Annotated in this window: 9 protein-coding genes and 4 pseudogenes; 5 read left to right on the forward strand and 8 right to left on the reverse strand. The window is 70.9% G+C overall.

All coding sequences use genetic code 11. The annotated features are described in order from the left end of the window. Positions 1–40 precede the first annotated feature (40 nt). From ACFW6P_RS24925 to ACFW6P_RS24950, 6 genes are all read right to left on the reverse strand, one after another. Entirely contained in the window at positions 41–1,030 is a 990-nt protein-coding gene (locus ACFW6P_RS24925; RefSeq protein ID WP_386358431.1) for a zinc-dependent alcohol dehydrogenase family protein, read from the reverse strand. Next, the gene (locus tag ACFW6P_RS24930) at positions 1,027–1,893 is read right to left on the reverse strand and encodes a carbohydrate ABC transporter permease (RefSeq protein ID WP_386358432.1); all 867 of its coding nucleotides are present in this window, start codon (positions 1,891–1,893) and stop codon (positions 1,027–1,029) included. Before ACFW6P_RS24930 ends, ACFW6P_RS24925 begins: the two co-directional genes overlap by 4 nt. Then, positions 1,893–2,837, reverse strand: coding sequence for a carbohydrate ABC transporter permease (locus ACFW6P_RS24935; protein ID WP_386358434.1), 945 nt, complete (start codon positions 2,835–2,837; stop codon positions 1,893–1,895). The genes ACFW6P_RS24930 and ACFW6P_RS24935 overlap by 1 nt, the downstream gene beginning before the upstream one ends. Then, positions 2,834–4,201, reverse strand: coding sequence for an ABC transporter substrate-binding protein (locus ACFW6P_RS24940; protein ID WP_386358436.1), 1,368 nt, complete (start codon positions 4,199–4,201; stop codon positions 2,834–2,836). The genes ACFW6P_RS24935 and ACFW6P_RS24940 overlap by 4 nt, the downstream gene beginning before the upstream one ends. A gap of 112 nt (positions 4,202–4,313) precedes the next feature. Next, positions 4,314–5,084, reverse strand: a complete 771-nt coding sequence (locus tag ACFW6P_RS24945; RefSeq protein ID WP_386358438.1) for a DeoR/GlpR family DNA-binding transcription regulator — start codon at positions 5,082–5,084, stop codon at positions 4,314–4,316. Between the two features lie 262 nt (positions 5,085–5,346). Further along, positions 5,347–6,168, reverse strand: coding sequence for an NAD-dependent epimerase/dehydratase family protein (locus ACFW6P_RS24950; RefSeq protein ID WP_386358440.1), 822 nt, complete (start codon positions 6,166–6,168; stop codon positions 5,347–5,349). A gap of 220 nt (positions 6,169–6,388) precedes the next feature. Here ACFW6P_RS24950 and ACFW6P_RS24955 point away from each other — a divergent pair. After that, a pseudogene (locus ACFW6P_RS24955) lies at positions 6,389–6,710 on the forward strand (dihydrodipicolinate synthase family protein); the annotation flags it as partial. Here ACFW6P_RS24955 and ACFW6P_RS24960 read toward each other — a convergent pair. Beyond that, positions 6,679–6,942: pseudogene (locus ACFW6P_RS24960) on the reverse strand (MFS transporter); the annotation flags it as partial. The pseudogenes ACFW6P_RS24955 and ACFW6P_RS24960 sit on opposite strands and share 32 nt — an antisense overlap. Before the next feature lie 283 nt (positions 6,943–7,225). Between ACFW6P_RS24960 and ACFW6P_RS24965 the strand changes: the two are divergent. The 4 genes and pseudogenes from ACFW6P_RS24965 to ACFW6P_RS24980 all read left to right on the forward strand — a co-directional run bounded on the left by ACFW6P_RS24965 (position 7,226) and on the right by ACFW6P_RS24980 (position 10,242). Then, positions 7,226–7,834, forward strand: a complete 609-nt coding sequence (locus tag ACFW6P_RS24965; RefSeq protein ID WP_386358442.1) for a TIGR03086 family metal-binding protein — start codon at positions 7,226–7,228, stop codon at positions 7,832–7,834. A 150-nt stretch (positions 7,835–7,984) separates the two neighbouring features. Then, positions 7,985–8,387 (forward strand): annotated as a pseudogene (locus ACFW6P_RS24970) (GntR family transcriptional regulator); the annotation flags it as partial. Between the two features lies 1 nt (position 8,388). After that, a pseudogene (locus tag ACFW6P_RS24975) lies at positions 8,389–8,574 on the forward strand (dihydroxy-acid dehydratase); the annotation flags it as partial. 210 nt (positions 8,575–8,784) lie between these two features. Continuing rightward, the gene (locus tag ACFW6P_RS24980; protein WP_386358444.1) at positions 8,785–10,242 is read left to right on the forward strand and encodes an NCS2 family permease; all 1,458 of its coding nucleotides are present in this window, start codon (positions 8,785–8,787) and stop codon (positions 10,240–10,242) included. 111 nt (positions 10,243–10,353) lie between these two features. Here the strand turns inward: ACFW6P_RS24980 and ACFW6P_RS24985 are convergent, their stop codons facing one another. Beyond that, positions 10,354–11,811, reverse strand: a complete 1,458-nt coding sequence (locus ACFW6P_RS24985) for a peptidoglycan D,D-transpeptidase FtsI family protein (RefSeq protein ID WP_386424845.1) — start codon at positions 11,809–11,811, stop codon at positions 10,354–10,356. Positions 11,812–11,861 lie beyond the last annotated feature (50 nt).

Consider the following 11,861-nt stretch of genomic DNA (forward strand, 5'->3'; position numbering starts at 1 on the left):
GCCACCGGTTTTCGCCTGCCCCGCCCGGGGCGCGGATGCCCTACGGCACGACCACGATCTTGCGGCCGACGCCCGCCGCGAACTGCTCCAGCGCCTGCGGGTAGCGCTCCAGCGGGACGCGGTCGGAGATGAAGACCTCGGGGTCGAGGACGCCGTTCGCGAAGAGTTCCGCCGCCCGTTCGAAGCTGTGCAGCACCGCCATCGAGCCGGTGATGGTGATCTCCTGGTTGTAGATGCGGTACGGGTCGATCGTCACGCGGGTCGCGTAGTCGGCCACACCGAACTGCAGGAACGTTCCCGCTTTCGCCACCCGGTCCAGTCCGTCCTGGATCGCCGCCGCGTTGCCGGTCGCGTCGACGACCAGGTCCCAGCCCTGCGGGCGGTCGAGCTCGTCCGGGTTCGCCGCCGCCGCCGAGACGCCGAGGCGGCGGGCGGTCTCCAGCCGGGCCGGGTTCACGTCGACGACGTCCACGCTGGCCGCTCCCGTGCGTTTGGCCAGCTCCAGCATCATCAGCCCCATCGTGCCGGAACCGTAGATCAGCACGTGCGCGCCGAGGCGGGACTGGAGCACGTCGTAGCCGCGCACCGCGCAGGACAAGGGCTCCACGAGCGCCGCGTCCTCGGTGCGGACGTGCTCGGGCAGCTTCACGCAGTTGGCCACGGGGGCGACGGCGTACTGGGCGGCCCCGCCGGCCGTCGTCACACCGATCGCCGCCCAGCGTTCGCAGAGGTTGTTGTGGCCGGTACGGCAGTAGCGGCACTCGTGGCAGTACAGGGAGGGGTCGACGGCGACCCGGTCGCCGACCGCCACCTCCGTGACCCGGGTGCCGACGCCGACCACCTCGCCCGCGAACTCGTGCCCGGGCACGATCGGGAGCTTCGGGGCGAACTCGCCCTGGAGGATGTGCAGGTCGGTGCCGCACAGACCGCAGGCCGCGACCTGGACGACGACCTCCCGCGGGCCTGGCGTCGGGTCCGGGACCTCGGTGACGACGGCCTTGCCCACGGACTCGATGACGGCGGCCTTCATTTCACGGCTCCCAACGACAGGCCCTGGACCAGCTTGTCCTGAGCGGCGAACCCCGCGGCGAGCACCGGCAGGGAGATGACGAGCGACGCGGCGCACACCTTCGCCAGGAACAGGCCCTGGCTGGTGATGAAACCGGTCAGGAAGACGGGGGCGGTCTCGGCGACCACGCCGGTCAGCACCCGGGCGAACAGCAGCTCGTTCCAGCTGAAGATGAAGCAGATGAGTGCCGTGGCGGCGATGCCGGGCAGGGCGATGGGGGCCACCACGCGCCCCAGGATCGTGGGGAGTCGGGCGCCGTCGATCTGTGCCGCCTCGATGATCGCGGCCGGCACCTCGGAGAGGAACGACTGCATCATCCACACCGCGATCGGCAGGTTCATGGCCGTGTAGAGGATGACCAGGGCCCAGATGTTGTCGAGCAGGCCGGTGTTCTTGGCGAACAGGTAGATCGGGAGCAGGCCCGCCACCAGCGGCAGCATCTTGGTGGACAGGAAGAAGAACATGACGTCGGTCCACTTCCTCACCGGCCGGATGGACAGCGCGTACGCCGCCGGCAGGGCGAGGAGCAGGGTCAGCAGTGTCGAGACCACGGAGGCCGTCATCGAGTTGGTGAGCGCGGGCCAGGGGCTGGCGCCCCCGTCGACGCCGAAGAACTCGCGGTAGCCGTCCAGGGTGAGCGAGGCCGCCAGGGAGGGTGGGTTGGTCGCCGCGTCCGCCTCGGAGTGGAAGGAGGTCAGGACCATCCAGAGAAGGGGCAGGACGAACAGGAGGCCGGCCAGCCAGGCGGCCATGCCCAGGGCGGCACCCTGGAACCGGCGGCGGCGCGGGGGCCGTTGGGGGGCGGTGGTGGTGACGGCGGTCATCAGCGGGACACCTCCGCGCGGAAGAGGGACGACACGACCCGCAGGGCGAAGGTCGCGAGGACGAGCGAACCGATGACGACGATCACGCCGGCCGCCGAGGCCAGGCCGTTCTCGTGCGCCTGGTAGAAGGTCTGGTAGATGGTGTACGGCAGGTTCGCGGTGCCCAGGCCGCCGGAGGTGATGGTGTACACCGCGTCGAAGTTCTGCACGATGTAGATCGAGCCGAGCAGCACGCTCAGTTCGATGTATCGGCGCATGTGCGGCAGGGTGATGTGGGCGAAGATCTGCCAGTCGTTCGCTCCGTCCATGCGGGCCGCCTCGAGCAGCTGCGTGTCGCGGCTCTGCAGTCCGGCGAGCAGGATCAGCGTCATGAACGGCGTCCACTGCCAGATCAGCGAGGCCTCGACCGCCATCAGCGGCATCTCGGAGATCCAGTCCGGCTGGGGCGCACCGTCTCCGCCGATCCAGTGCAGGATGCCGTTGAACAGGCCGTACTCGGGGTTGAACAGCACGTGCTTCCACAGCAGCGCGGCAGCGATCGGCACCAGCAGGAAGGGCGCGATCAGCATGGTGCGCACGGCGGCCCGGCCCCGGAACCTGCGGTCGAGCAGCAGGGCCAGTGCCAGTCCGAGCACCAGACTGACGAGCACGACCGTGACGGTCAGCAGGACGGTCGTCATCACCGACTTGCGCAGGTCGGGGGTGCTCAGCACCTCCGAGTAGTTGGCCAGGCCGGCGAAGTGGCGGTCGGCCGGGTACAGCGCGTTCCAGTCGAAGAACGAGATCACGAGGGTGGCCACGAAGGGCAGCTGCGTCACGAGGATCATGAAGATCAGCGCGGGAAGCAGGGGGGCCCGGGTGGCCCACGCCCGGGTACGGTTGGGCCGCCGGGCCGCCGACCGCTGGGGGGCGGCGACCCGGGTGGGGGGAGTGGCGACGGTCATGATCCCTCGTACTTCTTTCCTACGGTCTCGGCGAGCTCCTGCGCCTTCTTCAGCGCGCTGTCCACGGACTGGCGCCCGGCGATGGCGGAGCTGATCTCCTGGGAGACCTTGGTGCCCAGGTCGGTGAACTCGGGGATGCCGACGAACTGGATGCCGGGCGCGGGCCGGGGCTGGACGCCCGGGTCCTCGGGCTTGGCGCTCGCGATGGCGTCCCGGGTGACGTCCGCGAAGGCGGCCGCCTCCTTGCGGTACTGCGGGATGTCGTACGTCGACGTCCGCTTGCCGGCCGGCACGTTGGCCCAGCCGACCTTCTCGCCGACGAGCTTCTCGTAGTCCTTGCCGGAGGCCCAGGAGATGAACTTCCAGGCGTTCTCGGAGTTCTTGGACGCCTTCTGTATGCCCCAGGCCCAGGTGTAGAGCCAGCCGGAGCTGTCGGTCTTCTCGACCGGGGCCGGGACGTAGCCGATCTTGCCCTTGACGGGGGACCCGGAGGCCTCCAGGGAGCCGGCGCCGGCCGTGGCGTCGTACCACATGGCCGTCTTGCCCTGGGTCATGTTGTTCAGGCACTCGGCATAGCCGGCCTGCGCGGCGCCGGACTCGCCGTGCTTGCGCACGAGGTCGACGTAGAACTGCGTGGCCTCCTTGAACTCCTTGGAGTCCAGCTGCGGCTTCCAGTCCTTGTCGAACCAGGTGCCGCCGAAGGTGTTGACGACCGTGGTCAGCGGGGCCATGACCTCACCCCAGCCGGGCAGGCCGCGCAGACAGATGCCCTTCATGCCGGAATCTTCCGCGTCCACCTTCGCGGAGAGGTCGGCGACCTGCTGCCAGGTGGGCTTGTCGGGCATGCTCAGGCCCGCCTTCTCGAAGACGTCCTTGCGGTACATCAGGAACGAGGACTCGCCGTAGAAGGGCTCGCCGTAGAGCTTGCCGTCCTCCGCGGTGAGGGCCTGCGTCATCGGCGTGAGGATGTCGCCCTGGTCGAAGGCCTTGTCCTTCTCGACGTACGAGTCCAGGGAGTGGAGCCAGCCGTTCTTGGCGTAGATGGGGATCTCGTAGTTGCTGAGGGTGGCGACGTCGTACTGGCCGGCCTGGTTGGCGAAGTCCTGGCTGATCTTGTCCCGGACATCGTTCTCCGGCAGGACGGTGAAGTTCACCTTGATGCCGGTGTCCTTGGTGAAGTGGTCGGCGGTGAGCTTCTGCAACTCCACCATCTGCGGGTTGTTCACCATCAGGACGTTGATGGCGTCGCCGCCGCTGGATCCGGCCCCGCCGGCGCCCGAGCAGGCGGCGAGTGAGGTGATCAGCGTCCCTGCGGCTGCCACGGCAAGGAAGGCGCGTGGCGCGCGTCGGCTCTGGGTTCGCATGGAGTGCTCCTGAACATTGCGTGACCTTTGCGGTGCAAAGGGTGTCGTGCGGGGATGCTTCGGTTGGGTGTGCTGCCTTGTCGGGTGGCGTCCGCGGGGTGCGGCTCGTGCGTCAGACGCGGATGACCTGGGGTCCCAGCAGGGAGTAGCGGTGGGCCTCGGCCGAGGGCAGCAGGGTGCTCGTCACGATCGTCTCCAGTGCGCCGATCTCGGCGAACCGGCAGAAGCTGACCGCTCCGAACTTGGTGTGGACGCCCGCGAAGACGGTCCGGCGGGCGGCCCGGATCGCTTGCGCCTTGACGTCGCTGACGGCCGGGTCGGGGGTGGTGAGGCCGTGCTCGCGGGAGATGCCGTTGGCGCCGATGAACGCGAGGTCGAGGACGAAGCCGGTGAGCATCTTCGTCGTCCAGTGGTCCACGGTGGCGAGGGTGCCGGAGCGGACCCGGCCGCCGAGCAGCAGCACGGAGACGCTGTCGCTCTCGGCCAGCGCGCCCGCGACCGGCAGGGACGCGGTGACCACGGTCAGCGGCCGGTCCCGGGGGAGCGCCTCGGCGATGAGCTGCGGGGTGAAGCCCTCGTCGACGAAGACGCTCTCGGCGTCCCCGAGCAGTTCGGCCGCGGCGGCCGCGATCCGGCGCTTCTCGGGGACGTGGCTGGTGGCGCGGAAGGCGAGCGTGGTCTCGAAGCCGGCGCTCTCCACCGGGTAGGCGCCGCCGTGGGTGCGGCGGAGCAGGCCGTGGTCCTCCAGGACGCGCAGGTCCCGCCGCACGGTCTCCTTGGCCACGCCCAGTGCGGCGGCGAGGACGGTGACGTCGACCGCGCCGTCCCGGCGGGCCGCCAGCACGATCTCGCGCTGGCGTTCTTCCGCCGTCCTCGTGCTCATGCCGGCACCCGTCTTCCGCTTGTGCTGCCCGTTCGGGCCCGGTGCGGCCCGTGGGGGAATTTCTACAGCGGTGAAGCGGTGGTGACCAGGCCTGTTGTGGGCCCGATGCTGCCCGGTTGTGCCCGTTCGGCCCGGGGGGTGCCCGCTGCGGACCTGCGCCGGTGCCGCCGGGGGCGTGGGATCGGGCAGCGGCGGTGCCCGAATGCGGAGGCGGGCGGGCCCGTTCGGTGCCCGCCCGCCCTGGTCCGGCGACTCTTTCCGGTCAGTCGGGCCAGATCGGCGGGTCCGTCACGAAGTGGCCGCCGAGGCGGGCGTGCGCCTCGTTGTCCGGGTCCAGTTCGCCCTGCTCGGCGATGAGCTTCTCGGCCCACGGCTCGGAGTCGTCCTGCGGTTCGTAGCCGAGCGCCCGGGCGGTGCCGAGGTCCCACCACAGCCGGGTGTTGGCCGAGGAGCCGTGGACGACGGTGTGCCCGACGTGCTCGGCCGTCAGGGCCGCGTGGAAGAGGCGGGCGCCGTCGGCGGGGCTCATCCACACAGAGAGCATGCGCACGCTGGTCGGTTCGGGGAAGCAGGAGCCGATCCGCACCGAGACCGTCTCCAGGCCGTGCTTGTCCCAGTAGAGCTGGGCGAGGTCCTCGCCGAAGCACTTGGACAGGCCGTAGAAGGTGTCCGGGCGGCGCGGGGTGTCGACCGGGATGAGCGCGCTCGGGTCGAGAGGGGTGCCGCCCTGGGGGCGGGGGGTGTAGCCGACGGCGTGGTTGGAGGAGGCGAAGACGATCCGGCCGACGCCTTCCTGGCGGGCCGCCTCGTAGAGGTGGTAGGTGCCCTCGATGTTCGCCCTGAGGATCTTCTCGAAGCGGGCTTCCAGGGAGATGCCCGCGAGGTGGATGATCGCGTCGACGCCCCGGACGGCCTCGCGCACGGCGTCCTGGTCGGCGAGGTCGGCGGTGATCGCGTCCGCGCCTTCGACGGGTCGCACGTCGAGCAGGCGCAGTGCGTAGCCGTAGTCGGGGAGCAGGTCCCGCATCAGGGTGCCGAGGCCGCCGGCGGCGCCGGTGAGCAGGACGGTGCGGGGAGCGGGCATCCTCGGTTCTCCTTGATCGCCAACCATGCAGAGGAGCGTGAGGCATTCATATGTGTGGACACGCTAAGGAGCCGGGGTCGGGGCCGTCAAGGGGGGCGCGGACGGGTGAATCCGCTGGTGCATTACTCGTTTGCGTGCTTGACCGGCGCCGCGGGGGCGCCTTGGTGTGACGCCGTTCAGAAACATAGACGACAATCATGAATGTGGAACGGGGGGCCTTGTGGCACCAGCCCTTCTCGCCGCTCGACTCGACACCACCGGCGGACCGCTGTTCTTCCCGGTCACCGCCTTCGCTCCCGACGGCTCGGTGGACCTCGGCGCCTGCCGCACCCAGGTGCGGCACGGGGTGGAGGCCGGGGCCGCCGCCGTGTTCGCCTGCAGCGGCACAGTTCCACGCGCTCACCCCCGAGGAGTTCGACGCCTGCGTCCGGGCCGCCGTCGCGGCGACCGAGGGGCGCGTGCCCGTCGTCGCGGGCGCCGGGTGCGGCACCGCGCTCGCCGTGCGCTACGCAGGTTCGTACCCACCAGCAAGCGCTTGCGGCGAGCCCGGTCGGCGACCGGGCCGAGCAGCGGCCCGGCCAGGGCCGGCAGCCACAGGGCGAGCAGGCACGGCGCGGCCAGGCCGTCCGAGCCGGTGAGGTCCTTGACCCACACGCCGGACGCCAGCCACAGCGCCGAGGTGCCGAAGCCGGAGACCACCACGCCGGACAGGAGCAGGCGCGCGTCGCGGTCGCGCAGAACGCGCACGAGGGGCCAGGTCGTTTCGCTCGTCATGCCTGGCCACTGTGGAGCTGCGGACGGTGCGCGGGGATCGGGAAGGTGCCTCGGATCCAGCCGGAACGGGTGGCCGCCGAGCCGGCCCTCACCCCCGTCTCCGGTGTGCCGGACGAGCTCCCGACCAGGTGGAACCGCCTGCCTTCCAGGGGCTGCATCGCCGCCCGGCAGGCACCGTCCGGGCCGAGGCCGGGCCGATCCCGGAGGACGGGCGGCGTCCGGGCGATGAGTTCCGGGGGCGCGGCCGGTCTGCATCCCAGGAACGAACCACGAGGAGCAGCCGATGACGGACACGACACCGACCCCGGTTCCGGCCCTGGACCTGGGACCGCAGACCGCGGTCCTGGCACGCCTGGCCGAGGGCGTCACCGACGGGCAGCTGGCGGACCCGACGCCCTGCCCCGCGTACGCGGTGCGCAACCTGCTGGGGCACCTGGCGGGGCTGGCCGTCGCCTTCCGCGACGCCGGCCGCAAGGAGCTGGGCGTCACCACCGGCACCAGCCCGGACTCCGCCGTGCCGGACGTCGGGCCCGGCTGGCGGGAGGACCTGCCCAAGGTCCTCGCCGAACTGGCCGACGCCTGGCGCGACCCGGCCGCGTGGACCGGCATGACACGGGCCGGAGGCGTGGACCTGCCGGGCGGGATCGCGGGACTCGTCGCCACCGACGAACTGGTGATCCACGGCTGGGACCTGGCCCGTGCGACCGGCCAGGAGTACGCCCCCGACCCGGCGGCGCTCCGGGCCTGCCACGACTTCCTCGCCGCGAGCGCCGACGACCCCGGCCGGGGCGAGATCTTCGGCCCGGTCGTCCCCGTCGACCCCGAGGCGCCCCTGCTGGACCGGGCCGCGGGCCTGAGCGGCCGCGACCCGGGATGGACGCGCCGCCCGTAGAAAGCCAGTGCAGTTTCTCCCGCCGGAAGCCTTGACGAAGCAAGCGCGCCCTCCCACCGTCATCGCGTCGTACTTCGTACGTCATATACGAGACGCGATACGTGAGATCCGATACGCGTTCCATCGGGACGCGAGATCCGAGAGGCGCGCATGACCTCCGTGCCCATGCCGATCCCCTCCCGCACGCAGTACGTGCGGGAGGGGATCAAACACCGCATCCTGACCGGGCGGCTGACCCCGGGACGGGCGCTGGTCGAGACCGAGCTCACCGCGCAGTTCAAGGTGTCCGAGACCCCCGTGCGGGAGGCGCCCAAGACCCTCGCCGGCACCGGGCTGGTCGTGATGAGCCAGTACAGGGGTGTCACGGCGCGCATGGTGGACGCGGACATGGGGCGCGAGGTCTACGACGTGCGGCTGCTGCTGGAGCCCGAGGCCCCGAAGCGGGCCGTGCGGCGCGGAGCCTCCCTGGACCCCGCCCGGGACGCCCTGACCCGGGCCGACGTCGCCACCCGCACCGCCGAGCGCCCCTGCCAACCGGGAGTTCCACAGCGCCCAAGCGGGCCGCGGTCAGAGGCGACGGCGAGATGCAGGAGCTGGAGAGCGGCCTGGCCCGCTCGCCCGGCCACTGCATGACGATGGGCACCGCCTCCACCCTGACCGCCGCCGAGGCCCTCGGTGTCACCGTCCCGGGCGCGTCCAGCGTCCCGGCCGTCCCCGGCCGGGACGCCCTGTGTGCGTCGTGCAGGTGACATGTGGTCACCCGGAGGAGGCCCGGACGAGATCGGGAAGCGCAGCAGCGATCTCCGGGTGTTTCGCACAGAGCTTCGAGCGATGTGGGGCGGGCCGAACTCTGATTCCGTAACACGAAGAACACCCGAACGGGGTTCAGGACGGGCACAATCCGGCCAGCACCCGCACACCGATCCGCCCGTCACCGAGGAGTCCTCACGATGTCCGAACCACAGCAGGTCACCGACCGGCCGCCCACCACCCCGCCCCCGGCCAACGGCGTCGACCGGTTCTTCCGGATCTCCGAACGGGGCTCCACCCTCGGCCGGGAGATACGCGGCGGGTTCGCCACCTTCTTCACGATGGCCTACATCCTTGTCCTGAACCCCATCATCCTGGGCAGCGCGAAGGACCAGTCCGGGCAGCAGCTGGACCCCGCTCAGCTCACCACCGCCACCGCCCTGGTGGCCGCCGTCATGACGATCATCATGGGCGTCGCCGGCAACCTGCCCCTCGCCCTGGCCGCCGGACTCGGCCTGAACGCCGTGGTCGCCTTCCAGATCGCCCCGCTGATGAGCTGGGACGACGCGATGGGCCTGATCGTCCTCGAGGGCCTGCTGATCTGCGTGCTGGTGGTGACCGGACTGCGCGAGGCCGTCATGCACGCCATCCCGCAGCCGCTGAAGCAGGCCATCAGCGTCGGCATCGGGCTGTTCATCGCCTTCATCGGCTTCGTCGACGCCGGCTTCGTCAGCCGCATCCCGGACGCCGCCAACACCACCGTCCCCGTGCAGCTGGGCGGGGACGGCACCCTCACCGGCTGGCCGATGCTGGTCTTCTGCCTCGGCGTACTGCTGACGGTCGCCCTGCTCGCCCGCAAGGTCAAGGGCGCCATCCTGATCGGCATCGCCGCCATGACCGCGCTGGCCCTCGTGATCAACTCCCTGGCGGACATCAGGACCTGGGGCCTGACGACCCCTTCCTGGCCCGACCGGCTCGTCGACACGCCCGACTTCGGACTGCTCGGCGACTTCGACGTCCTCGGCGCCTTCAGCGCCCCCGGCGTCGGCGTCGTCACCGTCGTCCTGCTGGTGTTCACCCTGATCCTGTCCGACTTCTTCGACACCATGGGCACGGTCGTCGGCGTCAGCGCCGAAGCGGGGCTGCTGGACGAGGAGGGCAAGGTCCCGAACCTCGGCCGGGTCCTGCTGATCGACGGTGCCGCCGCCGTCGCGGGCGGTGCGGCCTCCGCCTCCTCGGCGACCTCCTACATCGAGTCCGCGGCCGGCGTCGGCGAGGGCGCGCGCACCGGCTTCTCCAACCTCGTCACCGGCGGCCTGTTCGGCCTCGCGCTGTTCCTGACGCCGCTGCTCACCATCGTCCCTCTCCAGGCCGCCGCCCCGGCCCTGGTCGCCGTCGGCTTCCTGATGATGACCCAGGTCAAGCACATCGACTGGGAGCGCTACGACATCGCCGTCCCGGCGTTTCTCACCATCGCGGTGATGCCGTTCACCTACTCCATCACCAACGGCATCGGCGCCGGCTTCCTCGCCTACGTCGTCATCAAGACCGTGCTCGGCAGGGCGAAGGAGATCCACTGGCTGCTGTGGGGGACCTCGGCGCTGTTCGTCGTGTACTTCGCGATCGACCCGATCGAACAGCTCCTGGGAGTGAAGTAGCCGAGCCCCGCGGGAGCGACGGCACGGCGAAGGGCCGCCCCCGGGGGGAAGGGGGCGGCCCCACCGTGCAGACGCCGTCCGGACGCCGCGGGTTCAGCCTCCGGCGCCGGTTCAGCCCTTCAGCGCCGCTTCCATCATCGCCCGGGCGACCGGCGCCGCCAGGCCGTTGCCGCTGACCTCCGAACGGGCCGCGTCCGACTGCTCGACCACCACCGCCACGGCGACCTCCTTGCCCGACGCGTCGGACGTGCCGTACGACGTGAACCAGGCGTACGGCACCTGGCTGTTGTTCTCGCCGTGCTGGGCCGTACCGGTCTTGCCGCCGACCGTCGCGCCCGGCACCCGGGCGTTGCTGCCGGTGCCCTTCTCCACGACCGTCCGCATCGCCGACCGCAGCTGCTCGGCCGTCGAGGAGGAGACGATCTCCTTGGTCTCCGCCTCGTCGTCGTAGTCCCGCAGCACACCGCCGCCCCCGTCGGTGATCCGCGAGACCATGTGCGGCGAGACCAGTTCGCCGCCGTTGGCGAGGACCGCCGACACCATGGCCATCTGCAGCGGGGTCGCGGTGACGTCGAACTGGCCGATGCCGGTCAGCGCGGTCTGCGACGGGTTCATGTCGGAGGGGTACACGCTCGTGTAGGCCCGCACGGGCACGTCCAGCCGGTCGTCGTTGAAGCCGAACTTCTCGGCCATCGCCCTCACCTTGTCCTGGCCCAGCGCCACGGCCATCTTCGCGAAGACGTTGTTGCACGAGTACTGCAGCGCCGTGCGGATCGAGGCGTTCGTGCAGGGCGCGTCCGGGTTCTCGTTGGTCAGGTCCCGGGTGGTGCCCGGCAGGGTGTACGGGTCCGGGCTGTCGGTCCTCTCGTCCACCGACGTGTACAGACCGTCCTCCAGCGCGGCCGCCGCCACGACCAGCTTGAACGTCGAACCCGGCGGCAGCGGCTGCCGCAGTGCGCGGTTGATCAGCGGCTTCTCCGGGTCCTTGGTGAGCTTCTCCCAGGCCGCACCCGCGGTGTTGGCGTCCGTCAGCGCCGACGGGTCGTACGACGGGCTCGACACCACCGCCAGGATCCTCCCGGTCTTCGGGTCGAGGGCGACGGCCCCGCCCTTCTTGTCGCCGAGGGCCTCGTAGGCCGCCTTCTGCACGTCCGGGTCGATCGTCGTGACCACGTTGCCCGGGTCGGCCCGCCGGCCGGTGAGGGTGTCCAGCACGGACCTCAGCCGCGGGTCCGTGCCGTTGAGCAGGTCGGTGTAGATGCCCTCCAGCTGGGTCGGGGCGTAGGCCTGCGACGCGTATCCCGTCACCGCCGCGTACAGCTCGCCGTCCGTGTACGTCCGTTTGTACCGGAGGTCGCCCGTCCCGGTCGGCGCGGAGCCGGTGACCGACCGGCCGCCCACGATGATGTTCCCGAGCGGCGCCGAGTACGTCTCGATGGCGTTCCGCCGGTTGTCCTTGTCCTCTGCGAGCGCACGGCCCTCGTAGAACTGCACCCAGGTCGCCCTGACCAGCAGGGCCAACACCAGCAGCAGCGTGAAGACCGATGCGCGCCTGATCGTCTTGTTCATCCCGGAGATGAGGACGAGCGAGGTGGGGTGGTTCGTTCCCCGGCGTCCGG

The sequence above is a fragment of the Streptomyces sp. NPDC058741 genome (assembly GCF_042746715.1).
GTDB lineage: Bacteria > Actinomycetota > Actinomycetes > Streptomycetales > Streptomycetaceae > Streptomyces.